Annotated in this window: 11 protein-coding genes and 7 pseudogenes; 9 read left to right on the forward strand and 9 right to left on the reverse strand. The window is 55.4% G+C overall.

What is annotated here, in order from left to right:
* Positions 1-53: 53 nt before the first annotated feature.
* Positions 54-356 (reverse strand): phosphoglucosamine mutase, encoded by a 303-nt coding sequence (locus LDO51_RS09350; protein WP_000251875.1) that lies wholly within the window; start codon positions 354-356, stop codon positions 54-56.
* 86 nt (positions 357-442) lie between these two features.
* The gene (gene sul2 / locus LDO51_RS09355; RefSeq protein ID WP_001043260.1) at positions 443-1,258 is read right to left on the reverse strand and encodes a sulfonamide-resistant dihydropteroate synthase Sul2; all 816 of its coding nucleotides are present in this window, start codon (positions 1,256-1,258) and stop codon (positions 443-445) included.
* Positions 1,259-1,728: 470 nt separating this feature from the next.
* Here sul2 and LDO51_RS09360 point away from each other — a divergent pair, with 470 nt between their 5' ends.
* Positions 1,729-4,707, forward strand: a complete 2,979-nt coding sequence (locus LDO51_RS09360; protein ID WP_156734129.1) for a Tn3 family transposase — start codon at positions 1,729-1,731, stop codon at positions 4,705-4,707.
* Positions 4,708-4,800: 93 nt separating this feature from the next.
* Positions 4,801-4,995: pseudogene (locus tag LDO51_RS09365) on the forward strand (DDE-type integrase/transposase/recombinase); the annotation flags it as partial.
* 189 nt (positions 4,996-5,184) lie between these two features.
* Here the strand turns inward: LDO51_RS09365 and LDO51_RS09370 are convergent.
* Positions 5,185-6,000, reverse strand: a complete 816-nt coding sequence (locus LDO51_RS09370) for an aminoglycoside O-phosphotransferase APH(3')-Ia (RefSeq protein WP_000018329.1) — start codon at positions 5,998-6,000, stop codon at positions 5,185-5,187.
* 150 nt (positions 6,001-6,150) lie between these two features.
* On the opposite strand from LDO51_RS09370, the gene LDO51_RS09375 reads away from it, so the two are divergent.
* The 4 genes and pseudogenes from LDO51_RS09375 to istA form a co-directional block, all read left to right on the forward strand.
* Positions 6,151-6,855 carry an IS6-like element IS26 family transposase gene (locus LDO51_RS09375; RefSeq protein WP_001067855.1) on the forward strand — a complete coding sequence of 235 codons (705 nt, stop codon included), beginning with the start codon at positions 6,151-6,153 and terminating at the stop codon, positions 6,853-6,855.
* A gap of 53 nt (positions 6,856-6,908) precedes the next feature.
* Positions 6,909-7,343 (forward strand): annotated as a pseudogene (locus tag LDO51_RS09380) (Mu transposase C-terminal domain-containing protein); the annotation flags it as partial.
* A 2-nt stretch (positions 7,344-7,345) separates the two neighbouring features.
* Positions 7,346-7,765 (forward strand): annotated as a pseudogene (locus LDO51_RS09385) (TniB family NTP-binding protein); the annotation flags it as partial.
* Between the two features lie 103 nt (positions 7,766-7,868).
* Positions 7,869-9,029 (forward strand): annotated as a pseudogene (istA, locus tag LDO51_RS09390) (IS21-like element IS1326 family transposase); the annotation flags it as partial.
* 35 nt (positions 9,030-9,064) lie between these two features.
* On the opposite strand, the pseudogene LDO51_RS09395 reads toward istA, so the two are convergent.
* Positions 9,065-10,816 (reverse strand): annotated as a pseudogene (locus LDO51_RS09395) (Tn3-like element TnAs1 family transposase); the annotation flags it as partial.
* A gap of 3 nt (positions 10,817-10,819) precedes the next feature.
* On the opposite strand from LDO51_RS09395, the gene LDO51_RS09400 reads away from it, so the two are divergent.
* A complete protein-coding gene (locus LDO51_RS09400; RefSeq protein WP_001351729.1) occupies positions 10,820-11,212 on the forward strand; it encodes a cysteine hydrolase family protein in 393 nt (130 codons plus the stop codon).
* A gap of 137 nt (positions 11,213-11,349) precedes the next feature.
* Positions 11,350-12,234 (forward strand): DMT family transporter, encoded by an 885-nt coding sequence (locus tag LDO51_RS09405; RefSeq protein ID WP_000058717.1) that lies wholly within the window; start codon positions 11,350-11,352, stop codon positions 12,232-12,234.
* 31 nt (positions 12,235-12,265) lie between these two features.
* Here LDO51_RS09405 and tet(A) read toward each other — a convergent pair whose 3' ends face one another.
* Positions 12,266-13,465, reverse strand: a complete 1,200-nt coding sequence (gene tet(A) / locus LDO51_RS09410; RefSeq protein ID WP_000804064.1) for a tetracycline efflux MFS transporter Tet(A) — start codon at positions 13,463-13,465, stop codon at positions 12,266-12,268.
* 105 nt (positions 13,466-13,570) lie between these two features.
* Here tet(A) and tetR(A) point away from each other — a divergent pair, with 105 nt between their 5' ends.
* A complete protein-coding gene (tetR(A), locus tag LDO51_RS09415; protein ID WP_000164043.1) occupies positions 13,571-14,221 on the forward strand; it encodes a tetracycline resistance transcriptional repressor TetR(A) in 651 nt (216 codons plus the stop codon).
* Positions 14,222-14,252: 31 nt separating this feature from the next.
* Here tetR(A) and LDO51_RS09420 read toward each other — a convergent pair whose 3' ends face one another.
* From LDO51_RS09420 to LDO51_RS09435, 4 genes and pseudogenes are all read right to left on the reverse strand, one after another.
* Positions 14,253-14,495, reverse strand: coding sequence for a transposase (locus tag LDO51_RS09420; protein ID WP_000844627.1), 243 nt, complete (start codon positions 14,493-14,495; stop codon positions 14,253-14,255).
* A gap of 57 nt (positions 14,496-14,552) precedes the next feature.
* A pseudogene (locus LDO51_RS09425) lies at positions 14,553-15,884 on the reverse strand (Tn3-like element TnAs1 family transposase); the annotation flags it as partial.
* Positions 15,885-15,971: 87 nt separating this feature from the next.
* Positions 15,972-16,676 (reverse strand): annotated as a pseudogene (locus LDO51_RS09430) (Tn3 family transposase); the annotation flags it as partial.
* Between the two features lie 34 nt (positions 16,677-16,710).
* Complete coding sequence (locus LDO51_RS09435) at positions 16,711-17,895, reverse strand: IS4-like element ISEc29 family transposase (protein WP_225577192.1); 1,185 nt, start codon at positions 17,893-17,895, stop codon at positions 16,711-16,713.
* Between the last annotated feature and the right edge of the window lie 64 nt (positions 17,896-17,959).

Genomic DNA, 17,959 nt, shown 5'->3' on the forward strand with positions numbered 1-17,959 from the left:
TGCTGGCTCCCCCGTCAGCCGGATTGGGTTGCATCGCAGGGGTGTCGAAAGAGTCAACTGCGGTCCAAAGCTGTTGGACTTGGGTGAAAAGGGCGTTTATTCTTCCTATACGTTGTCGGCAGCGGGCCAAAAAGGAATACGTCCATGCCCATCGAGGTGAAACCGGCTGTGAGCGCGGGTTCAAGCATATAGCCCGACAGGCGCGTATCCTTGCCGATCACGACACGATGGCGGTGGTCACCGCGACGAAAGACACGGCCAGCCGCCATGCCGACGCGCAAGGCGGTTTCCGCCGTCATCGCGCCTTCGTTGGCTTTGCCACGAATACCGTCTGTGCCGAAATATTTGCGCACCATAAGGTCGATTATCCTGTCGTCGGGTCGCCCTCAAAGGGGACATGCCTGCTGAACCGCGAATATAGAGAAATATCCCGAATGTGCAGTTAACGAATTCTTGCGGTTTCTTTCAGCGCCGCCAATACCGCCAGCCCGTCGCGCAAGGGGCGCGGCTCGTGTGTGCGGATGAAGTCAGCTCCACCTGCGGCGGCGGCAAGCTCTGCAGCGAGTGTCGCGGCCCCGACATCCCCCGGACCACGGCCTGTGAGCGCGCGCAGAAAGGATTTGCGCGAAACAGACAGAAGCACCGGCAAATCGAAGCGCAGCCGCAATTCATCGAACCGCGCCAGCACCGAGAGCGAGGTTTCGGGAGCAGCCCCCAGAAAAAACCCCATGCCGGGATCAAGGACAAGGCGGTTGCGTTTGATACCGGCACCCGTCAGCGCCGCGATGCGCGCGTCAAAGAACGCCGCAATGTGATCCATGATGTCGCCAGCGGGTGCCTCGCGCCGATCTGCCTGCCCGTCTTGCACCGAATGCATAACGACGAGTTTGGCAGATGATTTCGCCAATTGCGGATAGAACGCAGCGTCTGGAAAACCGCGAATATCATTGAGATAGGCCACACCACGCGACAAGGCATAGGCTTGCGTCGCGGGTTGATAACTGTCGAGCGAGACGGGAATGCCATCTGCCTTGAGCGCGTCCAGCACCGGCGCGATACGCGCGATTTCTGTGTCGGACGAAACAGGCGCGGCGTCGGGATTGCTGGATGCCGGACCGAGGTCGATCACATCTGCCCCCTCGGCCATCAGCTTACGCGCCTGCGCAATGGCTGCGTCTGGCGCCAGATACCGGCCTCCATCGGAGAAACTGTCCGAGGTTATGTTGACGATGCCGAAAATGATGAGCGATTTATTCATGGGGGCTTCTATAATAATAATAATCGAGCATGAGTCTCATACGGATGCTCGGGTCGAAAGGGAATCCCCAGGCGAGTAACCTGTTTGCGGTGATCCATTAGCTGCAGGAGCAGAATAGCATACATCTGGAAGCAAAGCCAGGAAAGCGGCCTATGGAGCTGTGCGGCAGCGCTCAGTAGGCAATTTTTCAAAATATTGTTAAGCCTTTTCTGAGCATGGTATTTTTCATGGTATTACCAATTAGCAGGAAAATAAGCCATTGAATATAAAAGATAAAAATGTCTTGTTTACAATAGAGTGGGATACAGACACGCTTGATATGTTTGGAGATGGGGTTCTAGGGATTTTCCCCTCTAAAAAGACTTAATCCTCTGTAGACCACACCAATAAATGGCTGCGGAGGTGGGTTACTACTTATAAGTGTGGCAAATTAGGTAAATATCGTACATTTAATACGGAACAGCCCTGATATGGCCATCAAAAACGAAATTACTATTCTCACGAGAGCAGAACAGGCAGATCTTTATTCCCCACCCATTTTTTCAATCGAAGAACAACGTCTGTACTTTTCTCTGAACGATGCGGAATTGGCAGTTTTTCGGTCAATTCGTCTCAGAGCTCATAGATGTTACTTTGTCGCGATTTTGGGATACTTCAAATCAAAGCCCGTCATCCTAGATATCGCTTACTCGCAGGTTTCTAAGGATTTAATGTTCATCAGTAAAGAGCTGCTTGGCGGCAAGGGGCTCAGACCATTCACTCCCTCACAAAAACAAAAAGATCGACTCTACGCAAAAGTATTAGACCTTGCTGGTTATCACAAATGGGACGAAAGTCAGCACTTCAATTCTCTTTTCGACCACCTTGTTCAGGTGGGCAATGCCTGGCTGGAGCCGCGTTACCTCTTTGATACTGCTATTGAATTCCTAACCAGTCACAGCATTGCTATCCCTAGGTACACCGTACTCCAGAGACTGATAAGCAGAGCGATGCAGCAGGTCAGAAAAGACCTGGCGCACCAACTTAATCAACTCACCAGTCCTGAACTTCACGTCTTTCTGGACAGCATAACAGCCATTGATGACGGACTAAGCCTGAACCAGCTCAGAGGCGGTGCAAAAAGTCTGACCGTACCTGAACTTAAAAAAGAGCTTGCCCTTTATCATCAGTTAGCGCCATGGCGCACGCAAATCAATGGCGTTATCGATGGGCTTAATCTGTCTCTTAAAAATCGACAACACTTCGGTGAGCTCATCAACTATTACGGTAGTAAACTCAAACGATTCAAACGCGCACAGCAGCATCTATGGTTGCTATGTCACCTGACAGAGCGGATACAACTGGCACTGGAACGGTTAACTGATGGGTTCATTTACCATATCCGCAAGCAACAAGAAGCTGCCAACACCTTTGCACAACAAGCAGTGTTCCTGTCCTGGCAGTCAGCCGCGGACAATGTCACGAAAGCGGCAGAGTTACTGCATCTGTTTGTGGATGAGAACATTGATGATAATCAACCCTTCTCAGTAGTCAGACAACAGGCATTGAAGGTCATGAATGACAGGGATATCCAGACCCTCTGCCTTTACCTGAAAAAACAGAAACGGACCGTGGAAGAGTACCAGTGGCAACATTACGATGAACAATGCAATCTCCTGGAGCAACTGTTAAGGCAGGTGTTCTTGTGCCTTGAATGTGAGGCCGGTAAAGGCTCAGAAGCCGTCGTCGCCCAACTTCAACAGATGCAGACGGAAATCGCATTCGGTGGACCACTGAAGACGATGGATACGTCGCTCATCCCGAAAAAGCACCTCCCATGGTTGGTTAAACAGGATAACGTTAACCCGCAACGTTACGAATGGCTGCTCTACCGGCAGTTAACCTCACGACTGAATGGACGCATTTATTTGCCAAATGTTACCAAATACCGCGCACTGAAAGACGACCTGATCCCCCAGACATCGCAGGATACCTTGCTGGCCTCATCAACACTGGACAGACTAAAACAGCCCGCAGAGTTATTGTTACAGGAGAAACAACACCGGCTGGAAAGTGCACTCAAAGACGTTGCTCTCCATATTGATGAGGGAGACAATCGAAATGTGATCATGAAAAATCGTACCGGTACCCGCTGGCGTCTGCCGACCAAAAGCGCTACATCTCTGGTCAACAATCCCTTTTTTAAGCGAATGCAACCGGTCGGTATCGCGGATGTACTGCGGTATGTAGAGCGCGAAACCGGGTTCATGAAATGTCTGACTCATGTACTTCCGATACAAAAACAAGGGTTCACTCATCAGGATGATTTACTGGCCATTCTGATTGCCAACGCCACTCACCGTGGTGTGTATGGCATGGCGCAGATCTCCGATCGAAGCTATGAACACCTGAGTACGGTGCAGGCCAACTATATCCGGCCTGAAACGCTGCATGACGCCAGCGACGTGATCAATAATGCGGTTGCAGCGCTACCCATCTTCCGCCACTACCATATTCAGGAGGACCAGCTGCATGCCAGTGCGGATGGTCAGAAATTCGAAACCCATCTGGAAACCTTTAAAACCCGGTACTCCTCTAAGTATTTCGGCACCAACAAAGGGATCACGGCCATGACACTGGTGGCCAACCACAGCGCCCTCAATGCTCGGATCATCGGTTCCAACGAGCACGAATCACACTATATTTATGACCTGTTACAATCCAACAGCAGTGAAATCAAACCTGACGTACTCTCGACAGATACACACGGTGTCAATCATGTTAACTTCGCCTTACTGGATCTATGCGGTTACAGTTTTGCACCGCGATACGCGCAGTTCAGTAGTGTCATCAATGATCTGTTTGATGTGACTGAAAGTGAACAAGGCAGCACCATACTGGCGCTAAAGAAGCCTATCAGAACGAATGTTATTACAACGGGATGGCAAGATATCAGGCGTATTGTTCTGTCACTTCAGACAAAGCGGACGACACAAGCAATGCTGGTAAGAAAGTTGTCTGGTTACCCTTCTGGACACCCAATATTACAGGCTCTGACGGAGTATAATCGACTGGTTAAAGCGCAATATTTACTTGACTACATCGACGATGCCAGTTTGCGGCAGTATGTGCAACGTGCCCTGAACCGGGGAGAAGCATGGCACTTCCTTAGACGAGCCATTGCGTCGGTGAATGGTGATCAGTTCCGTGGCAAAAACGAGTCTGAAATCGCTATCTGGAATGAATGCGCAAGATTGCTTGCCAACGCGATCATCTACTTCAACTCCGCGATACTGAGTCATCTTCTGGGACACTTTGAAGCGAGAGGAGATGAAGAGAAAGCGGGTATCACTCGTGCTGTTTCGCCCGTTGCGTGGCAAAATATCAACTTAAGCGGAACGTATAACTTCACTAATACTGGGAAATTGCCCAATATTGGCGAAATAACAAGGCCGATAGTGGATGATTAGGCTCCAAGCTGAAAGTAAACCACCTCCGCAGCCATTTATTGGTGTGGTCTACAGAGGATTATGTCTTTTTAGAGGGGAAAATCCCTAGAACCCCTGATTGAATGCGATCATGGCAAACTGAAACGGATAATCGGCGCCACGCTGGGATTTAAATCCATGAAGACGGCTTACGCCACCATCAAAGGTATTGAGGTGATGCGTGCACTACGCAAAGGCCAGGCCTCAGCATTTTATTATGGTGATCCCCTGGGCGAAATGCGCCTGGTAAGCAGAGTTTTTGAAATGTAAGGCCTTTGAATAAGACAAAAGGCTGCCTCATCGCTAACTTTGCAACAGTGCCAATTTATGAGTAAAGGATTATGTCCACGATAAGCACCTGGGTCGATTCCTGGGAGGCGGCCATGAGGGTAGGGAAGCGCCGTCCCGTCAAGTCAGCGTAATGCTCTGCCAGTGTTACAACCAATTAACCAATTCTGATTAGAAAAACTCATCGAGCATCAAATGAAACTGCAATTTATTCATATCAGGATTATCAATACCATATTTTTGAAAAAGCCGTTTCTGTAATGAAGGAGAAAACTCACCGAGGCAGTTCCATAGGATGGCAAGATCCTGGTATCGGTCTGCGATTCCGACTCGTCCAACATCAATACAACCTATTAATTTCCCCTCGTCAAAAATAAGGTTATCAAGTGAGAAATCACCATGAGTGACGACTGAATCCGGTGAGAATGGCAAAAGCTTATGCATTTCTTTCCAGACTTGTTCAACAGGCCAGCCATTACGCTCGTCATCAAAATCACTCGCATCAACCAAACCGTTATTCATTCGTGATTGCGCCTGAGCGAGACGAAATACGCGATCGCTGTTAAAAGGACAATTACAAACAGGAATCGAATGCAACCGGCGCAGGAACACTGCCAGCGCATCAACAATATTTTCACCTGAATCAGGATATTCTTCTAATACCTGGAATGCTGTTTTCCCGGGGATCGCAGTGGTGAGTAACCATGCATCATCAGGAGTACGGATAAAATGCTTGATGGTCGGAAGAGGCATAAATTCCGTCAGCCAGTTTAGTCTGACCATCTCATCTGTAACATCATTGGCAACGCTACCTTTGCCATGTTTCAGAAACAACTCTGGCGCATCGGGCTTCCCATACAATCGATAGATTGTCGCACCTGATTGCCCGACATTATCGCGAGCCCATTTATACCCATATAAATCAGCATCCATGTTGGAATTTAATCGCGGCCTCGAGCAAGACGTTTCCCGTTGAATATGGCTCATAACACCCCTTGTATTACTGTTTATGTAAGCAGACAGTTTTATTGTTCATGATGATATATTTTTATCTTGTGCAATGTAACATCAGAGGGCACTGTTGCAAATAGTCGGTGGTGATAAACTTATCATCCCCTTTTGCTGATGGAGCTGCACATGAACCCATTCAAAGGCCGGCATTTTCAGCGTGACATCATTCTGTGGGCCGTACGCTGGTACTGCAAATACGGCATCAGTTACCGTGAGCTGCAGGAGATGCTGGCTGAACGCGGAGTGAATGTCGATCACTCCACGATTTACCGCTGGGTTCAGCGTTATGCGCCTGAAATGGAAAAACGGCTGCGCTGGTACTGGCGTAACCCTTCCGATCTTTGCCCGTGGCACATGGATGAAACCTACGTGAAGGTCAATGGCCGCTGGGCGTATCTGTACCGGGCCGTCGACAGCCGGGGCCGCACTGTCGATTTTTATCTCTCCTCCCGTCGTAACAGCAAAGCTGCATACCGGTTTCTGGGTAAAATCCTCAACAACGTGAAGAAGTGGCAGATCCCGCGATTCATCAACACGGATAAAGCGCCCGCCTATGGTCGCGCGCTTGCTCTGCTCAAACGCGAAGGCCGGTGCCCGTCTGACGTTGAACACCGACAGATTAAGTACCGGAACAACGTGATTGAATGCGATCATGGCAAACTGAAACGGATAATCGGCGCCACGCTGGGATTTAAATCCATGAAGACGGCTTACGCCACCATCAAAGGTATTGAGGTGATGCGTGCACTACGCAAAGGCCAGGCCTCAGCATTTTATTATGGTGATCCCCTGGGCGAAATGCGCCTGGTAAGCAGAGTTTTTGAAATGTAAGGCCTTTGAATAAGACAAAAGGCTGCCTCATCGCTAACTTTGCAACAGTGCCCGCCGATGCGCTCAAGCCGTGGATTGCGCGGCGTGAACGCTGGCCGTCCTTTCTGATCCGGCGCGATCCGCGCGACATCAGCCGTATCTGGGTCCTGGAACCGGAGGGACAGCATTACCTGGAAATTCCCTACCGTACCTTGTCGCATCCGGCTGTCACCCTCTGGGAACAACGGCAGGCGCTGGCGAAACTGCGGCAGCAAGGGCGCGAACAGGTGGATGAGTCGGCGCTGTTCCGCATGATCGGCCAGATGCGTGAGATTGTGACCAGCGCGCAGAAGGCCACACGCAAGGCGCGGCGTGACGCGGATCGCCGCCAGCACCTCAAGACATCAGCTCGGCCGGACAAGCCCGTTCCGCCGGATACGGATATTGCCGACCCGCAGGCAGACAACTTGCCACCCGCCAAACCGTTCGACCAGATTGAGGAGTGGTAGCCGTGGACGAATATCCCATCATCGACCTGTCCCACCTGCTGCCGGCGGCCCAGGGCTTGGCCCGTCTTCCGGCGGACGAGCGCATCCAGCGCCTTCGCGCCGACCGCTGGATCGGCTATCCGCGCGCAGTCGAGGCGCTGAACCGGCTGGAAGCCCTTTATGCGTGGCCAAACAAGCAACGCATGCCCAACCTGCTGCTGGTTGGCCCGACCAACAATGGCAAGTCGATGATCGTCGAGAAGTTCCGCCGCACCCACCCGGCCAGCTCCGACGCCGACCAGGAGCACATCCCGGTGTTGGTCGTGCAGATGCCGTCCGAGCCGTCCGTGATCCGCTTCTACGTCGCGCTGCTCGCCGCGATGGGCGCGCCGCTGCGCCCACGCCCACGGTTGCCGGAAATGGAGCAACTGGCTCTGGCTGTTGAGTTGCATCTAAAATTGACCCACTTAGGGTAAAGATTTGCGTCGAAATTTGACCCACGTATGACACTGTTTCCCGTCTGGATATGGCGGGAGAAATCAAGGAGTGATAAACGTGGCGATATTGAGCGCAATTCGACGCTGGCATTTTCGCGATGGTGCGTCGATTCGGGAAATAGCCCGACGAAGCGGCCTGTCCAGGAACACCGTTCGCAAGTATTTGCAAAGCAAGGTGGTTGAACCGCAGTACCCAGCGCGAGACAGCGTTGGCAAGTTAAGTCCTTTTGAGCCCAAGTTAAGGCAGTGGCTCTCCACCGAGCACAAAAAGACAAAGAAGCTGCGCAGAAACCTGCGCAGCATGTACCGGGATTTGGTCGCTTTGGGCTTTACCGGGTCTTATGACCGAGTGTGTGCCTTTGCCCGACAGTGGAAAGATTCCGAACAGTTCAAGGCGCAAACCTCGGGCAAGGGTTGTTTCATCCCCTTGCGCTTTGCTTGTGGCGAAGCCTTCCAATTCGATTGGAGTGAGGACTTTGCCCGCATAGCGGGCAAACAGGTCAAACTTCAGATTGCCCAGTTTAAGTTGGCCCACAGCCGGGCCTTTGTGCTTCGGGCTTACTACCAGCAAAAACATGAAATGCTGTTTGATGCCCACTGGCATGCCTTTCAAATCTTCGGTGGCATTCCCAAGCGCGGCATCTACGACAACATGAAGACCGCTGTGGATTCGGTGGGGCGTGGCAAAGAGCGCAGGGTCAATCAGCGGTTCACTGCCATGGTCAGCCACTACCTGTTTGATGCGCAGTTCTGTAATCCAGCATCGGGTTGGGAGAAAGGCCAGATTGAGAAGAACGTGCAGGATTCCCGCCAACGCCTGTGGCAAGGGGCACCAGACTTTCAAAGCCTTGCTGATTTGAATGTGTGGCTTGAGCATCGCTGCAAAGCGCTGTGGTCTGAGCTGCGCCACCCCGAATTGGACCAAACCGTGCAAGAGGCCTTTGCCGATGAACAAGGCGAGTTGATGGCGCTACCCAATGCCTTTGATGCATTCGTGGAGCAAACCAAGCGAGTCACTTCAACCTGCCTTGTTCACCACGAGGGCAATCGCTACAGCGTTCCTGCCAGTTACGCCAACAGGGCCATCAGCCTTCGGATTTATGCAGACAAGCTGGTGATGGCTGCCGAAGGCCAACACATTGCCGAGCATCCAAGATTGTTTGGCAGTGGCCACGCTCGGCGTGGCCACACACAATACGACTGGCACCATTAGGGGAGCCCGCAGAATTCGGAAAAAATCGTACGCTAAGGTTTTCCGGGCATCCGTAAGGGCCGAAACTTCCCGTCTTCCAGTCTGCGGCTCTGCCGCCAGACGTAATCGCCGGTTAGGTTGATGTGCTCCCAGCCCAGCGGCGACAGGAATTGCAGCAGCTCGCCGTCCACCGGCTTGCCGGCCTCGACCAACCCCTGGGTGGCGCGTTCCAGGTACACCGTGTTCCACAGCACGATAGCCGCCGTCACCAGGTTGAGGCCGCTGGCCCGGTAGCGCTGCTGCTCGAAGCTCCGATCCCTGATTTCCCCAAGGCGGTTGAAGAACACCGCCCTGGCCAGCGAGTTGCGCGCCTCACCTTTGTTCAGGCCGGCATGCACGCGGCGGCGCAGTTCAACACTTTGCAGCCAGTCCAGGATGAACAGCGTGCGCTCGATCCGGCCCAGCTCGCGCAGGGCCACGGCCAGTCCGTTCTGGCGCGGGTAGCTGCCGAGCTTGCGCAGCATCAGCGAGGCGGTGACGGTGCCCTGCTTGATCGAGCTGGCCAGGCGCAGGATGTCGTCCCAGTGGGCACGCACGTGCTTGATGTTCAGGGTGCCGCCGATCAGCGGGCGCAACGTCGGGTAGGCTTGCACGCCCTGCGGCACGTACAGCTTGGTTTCGCCGAGGTCGCGGATGCGCGGCGCGAAGCGGAAGCCTAGCAGGTGCATCAGGGCAAAGACGTGATCGGTGAAGCCGGCCGTGTCGGTGTAGTGCTCCTCGATCCGCAGGTCGGACTCGTGGTACAGCAGGCCGTCGAGCACATAGGTGGAATCGCGGACGCCGACATTCACCACGCGGGTGCTGAACGGCGCGTACTGGTCGGAGATATGGGTATAGAACAGCCGTCCCGGCTCGCTACCGTACTTCGGGTTGACGTGCCCGGTGCTCTCGCCCCGGCCACCCGCGCGGAAGCGCTGGCCATCGGAGGATGAGGTCGTGCCGTCGCCCCAGTGGGCGGCAAAGGCGTGGCGATACTGGTGGTTGACCAGCTCGGCCAAGGCCGCCGAATAGGTTTCGTCGCGGATGTGCCAGGCTTGCAGCCAGGACAGCTTGGCGTAGGTCAGGCCGGGGCTCGACTCGGCCATCTTGGTCAGCCCGAGGTTGATCGCATCACCGAGGATTGCGGACAGCAGCAACGTCCTGTCTTTGGCCTCGGCCCCGTCCTTCAAGTGGGTGAAGTGGCGGCTGAAGCCCGTCCAGTCGTCCACGTCCATCAGCAGTTCGGTGATCTTGATGCGCGGCAGTAACTGGCTGGTTTGGTCGATCAGCGCCTGCGCCCGATCCGGCACCGCCGCATCCAGCGGGGTGATTTTCAGCCCTGACTCGGTGAGGATGGCATCGGGCAGCTCGTTGTCCTTGGCCAGGCGGGTGACGGTGGCCAACTGCTCGTCCAGCAGCTGCAAACGCTCTTCCAGGTACTGGTCGCTGTTCGGGTTGATCGCCAGGGGCAGGGCCTGCTCGCGCTTGAGTGCGGCGAACTTCTCGGCCGGCAGCAGGTAGTCGTCGAAGTCGCGGAACTGCCGCGAGCCCTTGACCCAGATGTCGCCGGAGCGCAGGGCGTTCTTCAGCTCGGACAGGGCGCAGATTTCGTAGAATTTCCGGTCGAGGCCTTCCGGGGTGATCACCAGCGGCTTCCAGCGCGGCTTGATGAAGGCCGTGGGTGCATCGGCCGGCACCTTGCGCAGGTTGTCGGCGTTCATCTCACGCAGGGTCTGCACGGCTGCCAGCACGCCTTGCGCGGCCGGCCCGTGCTGTTCCCCAACTTTTCGCTCGGCGAAGAGTATGAACATGCGCCGCCGGCGACGAATCGCCAAATCTCACCGTATCTCCCGAGCGGACGATTTCGCACCGGTCTGCCCGTCGAAGGGCTTGCGATCGAACGGGGCGACCTTTTCTATGCATGTCCGCGAGCCAGCGTCTTTTATGGCACGGCGCTCGACGCCGACCTTCGGACGCGCGGCGTAAGCACGCTTGTCATGGCCGGGATAAGCACCACCGGCGTTGTTCTTTCAAGCGTCGCCTGGGCTAGTGATGCGGACTACGACGTGCGTTTGGTCCAGGACTGCTGCTACGACCCGGATCGGGATGCCCACGAAGCTCTGTTGCGTTCCGGGTTCGGCGGACGTGTACAGGTCGTGTAATTTTCGGGCCTCGCATGATCGCGGCCATAGCCGCAGGTGGATTGGTGCGAGGCAGGGCCAGTCCAAGTCAGGGTGCGGTCATCGCGGCGCCTGCAACTCTCAAAAACCCATCGCCGTAGCGGAGGTCTTGTAATCGCATGTCATTACGCACGCCCGATTTATTGTTCACAGCGATAGCACCTGCCATTTGGGGCAGCACCTACATTGTCACCACCCAATACCTGCCGAACTTCTCACCGATGACGGTCGCGATGCTGCGGGCGTTGCCGGCGGGTTTATTGCTCGTGATGATCGTCCGACAGATTCCAACGGGAATCTGGTGGATGCGCATCTTCATCCTCGGCGCACTTAATATTTCGCTATTCTGGAGCTTGTTGTTTATTTCGGTCTACCGCCTGCCGGGCGGGGTCGCGGCGACGGTAGGCGCTGTGCAGCCGCTGATGGTCGTGTTCATCTCTGCCGCTCTGCTAGGTAGCCCGATACGATTGATGGCGGTCCTGGGGGCTATTTGCGGAACTGCGGGCGTGGCGCTGTTGGTGTTGACACCAAACGCAGCGCTAGATCCTGTCGGCGTCGCAGCGGGCCTGGCGGGGGCGGTTTCCATGGCGTTCGGAACCGTGCTGACCCGCAAGTGGCAACCTCCCGTGCCTCTGCTCACCTTTACCGCCTGGCAACTGGCGGCCGGAGGACTTCTGCTCGTTCCAGTAGCTTTAGTGTTTGATCCGCCAATCCCGATGCCTACAGGAACCAATGTTCTCGGCCTGGCGTGGCTCGGCCTGATCGGAGCGGGTTTAACCTACTTCCTTTGGTTCCGGGGGATCTCGCGACTCGAACCTACAGTTGTTTCCTTACTGGGCTTTCTCAGCCCGGGGACCGCCGTGTTGCTAGGATGGTTGTTCTTGGATCAGACGCTGAGTGCGCTTCAAATCATCGGCGTCCTGCTCGTGATCGGGAGTATCTGGCTGGGCCAACGTTCCAACCGCACTCCTAGGGCGCGTATAGCTTGCCGGAAGTCGCCTTGACCCGCATGGCATAGGCCTATCGTTTCCACGATCAGCGATCGGCTCGTTGCCCTGCGCCGCTCCAAAGCCCGCGACGCAGCGCCGGCAGGCAGAGCAAGTAGAGGGCAGCGCCTGCAATCCATGCCCACCCGTTCCACGTTGTTATAGAAGCCGCATAGATCGCCGTGAAGAGGAGGGGTCCGACGATCGAGGTCAGGCTGGTGAGCGCCGCCAGTGAGCCTTGCAGCTGCCCCTGACGTTCCTCATCCACCTGCCTGGACAACATTGCTTGCAGCGCCGGCATTCCGATGCCACCCGAAGCAAGCAGGACCATGATCGGGAACGCCATCCATCCCCGTGTCGCGAAGGCAAGCAGGATGTAGCCTGTGCCGTCGGCAATCATTCCGAGCATGAGTGCCCGCCTTTCGCCGAGCCGGGCGGCTACAGGGCCGGTGATCATTGCCTGGGCGAGTGAATGCAGAATGCCAAATGCGGCAAGCGAAATGCCGATCGTGGTCGCGTCCCAGTGAAAGCGATCCTCGCCGAAAATGACCCAAAGCGCGGCCGGCACCTGTCCGACAAGTTGCATGATGAAGAAGACCGCCATCAGGGCGGCGACGACGGTCATGCCCCGGGCCCACCGGAACGAAGCGAGCGGGTTGAGAGCCTCCCGGCGTAACGGCCGGCGTTCGCCTTTGTGCGACTCCGGCAAAAGGAAACAGCCCGTCAGGAAATTGAGGCCGTTCAAGGCTGCCGCGGCGAAGAACGGAGCGTGGGGGGAGAAACCGCCCATCAGCCCACCGAGCACAGGTCCCGCGACCATCCCGAACCCGAAACAGGCGCTCATGAAGCCGAAGTGCCGCGCGCGCTCATCGCCATCAGTGATATCGGCAATATAAGCGCCGGCTACCGCCCCAGTCGCCCCGGTGATGCCGGCCACGATCCGCCCGATATAGAGAACCCAAAGGAAAGGCGCCGTCGCCATGATGGCGTAGTCGACAGCAGCGCCGGCCAGCGAGACGAGCAAGACCGGCCGCCGCCCGAAACGATCCGACAGCGCGCCCAGCACAGGTGCGCAGGCAAATTGCATCAACGCATACAGCGCCAGCAGAATGCCATAGTGGGCGGTGACGTCGTTCGAGTGAACCAGATCGCGCAGGAGGCCCGGCAGCACCGGCATAATCAGGCCGATGCCGACAGCGTCGAGCGCGACAGTGCTCAGAATTACGATCAGGGGTCTGTTGGGTTTCACGTCTGGCCTCCGGACCAGCCTCCGCTGGTCCGATTGAACGCGCGGATTCTTTATCACTGATAAGTTGGTGGACATATTATGTTTATCAGTGATAAAGTGTCAAGCATGACAAAGTTGCAGCCGAATACAGTGATCCGTGCCGCCCTGGACCTGTTGAACGAGGTCGGCGTAGACGGTCTGACGACACGCAAACTGGCGGAACGGTTGGGGGTTCAGCAGCCGGCGCTTTACTGGCACTTCAGGAACAAGCGGGCGCTGCTCGACGCACTGGCCGAAGCCATGCTGGCGGAGAATCATACGCATTCGGTGCCGAGAGCCGACGACGACTGGCGCTCATTTCTGATCGGGAATGCCCGCAGCTTCAGGCAGGCGCTGCTCGCCTACCGCGATGGCGCGCGCATCCATGCCGGCACGCGACCGGGCGCACCGCAGATGGAAACGGCCGACGCGCAGCTTCGCTTCCTCTGCGAGGCGGGTTTTTCGGCCGGGGACGCCGTCAATGCGCTGATGACAATCAGCTACTTCACTGTTGGGGCCGTGCTTGAGGAGCAGGCCGGCGACAGCGATGCCGGCGAGCGCGGCGGCACCGTTGAACAGGCTCCGCTCTCGCCGCTGTTGCGGGCCGCGATAGACGCCTTCGACGAAGCCGGTCCGGACGCAGCGTTCGAGCAGGGACTCGCGGTGATTGTCGATGGATTGGCGAAAAGGAGGCTCGTTGTCAGGAACGTTGAAGGACCGAGAAAGGGTGACGATTGATCAGGACCGCTGCCGGAGCGCAACCCACTCACTACAGCAGAGCCATGTAGACAACATCCCCTCCCCCTTTCCACCGCGTCAGACGCCCGTAGCAGCCCGCTACGGGCTTTTTCATGCCCTGCCCTAGCGTCCAAGCCTCACGGCCGCGCTCGGCCTCTCTGGCGGCCTTCTGGCGCTCCTGCTGCGGCGTCCGCTCGTGGGCCGTGGCGCGGGTCCGCGCGCCGGCCTCGTGCGCCTGGCGCTCGCGGGCGAGGTCCAGGGCGGCCGTCTTCACGTTCTGCCTTGCGCAGATGAGATAGGGGAGCCCGCAGAATTCGGAAAAAATCGTACGCTAAGGTTTTCCGGGCATCCGTAAGGGCCGAAACTTCCCGTCTTCCAGTCTGCGGCTCTGCCGCCAGACGTAATCGCCGGTTAGGTTGATGTGCTCCCAGCCCAGCGGCGACAGGAATTGCAGCAGCTCGCCGTCCACCGGCTTGCCGGCCTCGACCAACCCCTGGGTGGCGCGTTCCAGGTACACCGTGTTCCACAGCACGATAGCCGCCGTCACCAGGTTGAGGCCGCTGGCCCGGTAGCGCTGCTGCTCGAAGCTCCGATCCCTGATTTCCCCAAGGCGGTTGAAGAACACCGCCCTGGCCAGCGAGTTGCGCGCCTCACCTTTGTTCAGGCCGGCATGCACGCGGCGGCGCAGTTCAACACTTTGCAGCCAGTCCAGGATGAACAGCGTGCGCTCGATCCGGCCCAGCTCGCGCAGGGCCACGGCCAGTCCGTTCTGGCGCGGGTAGCTGCCGAGCTTGCGCAGCATCAGCGAGGCGGTGACGGTGCCCTGCTTGATCGAGCTGGCCAGGCGCAGGATGTCGTCCCAGTGGGCACGCACGTGCTTGATGTTCAGGGTGCCGCCGATCAGCGGGCGCAACGTCGGGTAGGCTTGCACGCCCTGCGGCACGTACAGCTTGGTTTCGCCGAGGTCGCGGATGCGCGGCGCGAAGCGGAAGCCTAGCAGGTGCATCAGGGCAAAGACGTGATCGGTGAAGCCGGCCGTGTCGGTGTAGTGCTCCTCGATCCGCAGGTCGGACTCGTGGTACAGCAGGCCGTCGAGCACATAGGTGGAATCGCGGACGCCGACATTCACCACGCGGGTGCTGAACGGCGCGTACTGGTCGGAGATATGGGTATAGAACAGCCGTCCCGGCTCGCTACCGTACTTCGGGTTGACGTGCCCGGTGCTCTCGCCCCGGCCACCCGCGCGGAAGCGCTGGCCATCGGAGGATGAGGTCGTGCCGTCGCCCCAGTGGGCGGCAAAGGCGTGGCGATACTGGTGGTTGACCAGCTCGGCCAAGGCCGCCGAATAGGTTTCGTCGCGGATGTGCCAGGCTTGCAGCCAGGACAGCTTGGCGTAGGTCAGGCCGGGGCTCGACTCGGCCATCTTGGTCAGCCCGAGGTTGATCGCATCACCGAGGATTGCGGACAGCAGCAACGTCCTGTCTTTGGCCTCGGCCCCGTCCTTCAAGTGGGTGAAGTGGCGGCTGAAGCCCGTCCAGTCGTCCACGTCCATCAGCAGTTCGGTGATCTTGATGCGCGGCAGTAACTGGCTGGTTTGGTCGATCAGCGCCTGCGCCCGATCCGGCACCGCCGCATCCAGCGGGGTGATTTTCAGCCCTGACTGGGGTTCTAGGGATTTTCCCCTCTAAAGTAACATAAATCGCCACAACCCTCGCAGTTAATGGCTTGTGGAGCTGGGTTACCTTTCATTTTAGACTTCATTTTCAACAATAGGCCTAGTTATTTCCTGTAAATCAGGTAGTTTGCGGTTACTAGCGAACTGATAAGTGCCGCTCAGATTAATGTTCTGCCATGCAACGGGTGATACTTGTCGAGTTATTGCTGCTTTTTCCTCGTCACCAACTTCTTCAAAGTGCAGTAATAGATGACTTAGGATCATCGAGTTAAAGTAGATAATAGCATTTGCCGTCAAACGGGCACACTCGTTCCAGACGACTATTTCTGATTCGTTTTTTCCACGGAACTGGTCACGATTGACCGATGCAATAGCTCGCCTGAGGAAATGCCAGGCTTCGCCTCGGTTCAGTGCTCGTTGAACATATTGGCGCAGACTTGCATCATCAATATAATCAAGTAAATATTGGGCTTTGATGAGCCTATTATATTCCGTTAATGCTTGTAATATAGGGTGTCTAGATGGATAACCAGATAATTTGCGTACTAGCAATGCCTGTGTTGTGCGTTTTTCTTGAAGGGATAACACAATACGCTGAATATCCTGCCAGCCTTCTTCAATCACATTCATTTTTATCGGCTTTTTCAGCGCCAGATGCGTGTTTCCGTCGTCGCTTTCAGTTACGTTAAATAGGTCATTGATCACACTGGTGAACTGAGCATACCTAGGCGCAAAACTATAACCGCATAAATCCAATAAGGCATAATTAACATGATTAACCTGAGGGATCCCCACAAAATTTCCATTCATACAATCAGCTATCAGCCTGTTTGATTACTGCCCAGTCCCACTGAACCACCCACTGTAGTATTTGTTTAAGTCCCTGCTGATAATATTGCCTGCGTATTCGCTGTTTGGGTTCTTTGCAAAGTAATATCCCAAGGAAATTCAGGGCCAATACCCGCCTATTTTTAACGGTGTTAGCTTGATAACGCAGGTGCAAACCCGCTTTCTCCGCTGCGCTACCTAGCAGGTAATGAAACCAATTAACCAATGCGGCCAGTAGTAGCAGTATCTCTAAGCGAGATTTCTTCTTGGTACCATGCAAATCGCTACCCAGGCCATAGCGGTGACTTTTCTGATCACGGAAGCTTTCTTCAATTTGCATTCGGCTACTGTAGCACTTAGCAATTTTATCCGCATACCCATGGCAGTCAGCTAAGGATGACACCAACAACCATGGTTCCTTATACGTCTTATTTTTATCGCGTTTCAATAGCTTATAACCTTTGCCAACCAGGACGGCCTGCGTTTCATAGTGTTGTGTTTGGGCAAGCATGATTTTTCCTACACTTTTTGGATCCTTCTTCGCTTGCCGATAAAGCTGATTAACACTGATAAACTTGTCCTGCTCTGCCAATTTAAGCTTCACATTGCCTCGAACTCTAGCTACATAATGCCATCCCAGCTTACGCACTTGTTTCAGCCATGGAACTTTAAACCCCGCGTCAGTGACAATTACGGGCTTACAGTCCTTGGGTAGCATGGCTTTAAGCTGCTTTAAAAACGCCCCGTGTAGGTGTGGGCAGGTATAATCTTCTGCGGCGGCAATCTTCTGTAGCAGAGTCAACGCTCTACCGTCAGCGGCAATGCTGGCACGCAGGGTAAAGTGTCGCTTGGCAGTATCGGCATTGCTCCAGTCAACCAAAATCATCGGCTTAGTTTTATGGCCAACAATAGAAGCCGTCAGCGCAGCATAAATCAATGGCAGCTCTCGTTGCAGGTTAGGATTATTGAGTAGACGATCTGCCCGTTTGATACTGACCTTATCTGAAGAGCCAGGCATCGCCCGGCCAATCGCAGTAACGGTGCAACACGCATCCTTTGCCAGGGCGGTTACCGCATCTAGCAAAACCGAAAATCGGGCTTTATGCATTGATTTTGGCGTGACAAAGGTGAGGAAATCAGCGAGCATAGCTTTTACATTCATGGTGAGCATCCGCGGTGTGGGAGTTTTGGCGAATGATCAGATCAGGAACCGCCATGAATGTTCCCCAATCAAC

The organism is Providencia alcalifaciens (assembly GCF_020271745.1).
In the GTDB taxonomy this organism is placed as follows: domain Bacteria; phylum Pseudomonadota; class Gammaproteobacteria; order Enterobacterales; family Enterobacteriaceae; genus Providencia; species Providencia alcalifaciens_B.

What these genes read in the sequence shown, in the direction of transcription:
- LDO51_RS09350 (WP_000251875.1), bottom strand. Translation starts at nt 356, where the DNA reads ATGGTGCGCAAATATTTCGGCACAGACGGTATTCGTGGCAAAGCCAAC.
- sul2 (WP_001043260.1), bottom strand. Translation starts at nt 1,258, where the DNA reads ATGAATAAATCGCTCATCATTTTCGGCATCGTCAACATAACCTCGGAC.
- LDO51_RS09360 (WP_156734129.1), top strand. Translation starts at nt 1,729, where the DNA reads ATGGCCATCAAAAACGAAATTACTATTCTCACGAGAGCAGAACAGGCA.
- LDO51_RS09370 (WP_000018329.1), bottom strand. Translation starts at nt 6,000, where the DNA reads ATGAGCCATATTCAACGGGAAACGTCTTGCTCGAGGCCGCGATTAAAT.
- LDO51_RS09375 (WP_001067855.1), top strand. Translation starts at nt 6,151, where the DNA reads ATGAACCCATTCAAAGGCCGGCATTTTCAGCGTGACATCATTCTGTGG.
- LDO51_RS09405 (WP_000058717.1), top strand. Translation starts at nt 11,350, where the DNA reads ATGTCATTACGCACGCCCGATTTATTGTTCACAGCGATAGCACCTGCC.
- LDO51_RS09435 (WP_225577192.1), bottom strand. Translation starts at nt 17,895, where the DNA reads ATGCTCACCATGAATGTAAAAGCTATGCTCGCTGATTTCCTCACCTTT.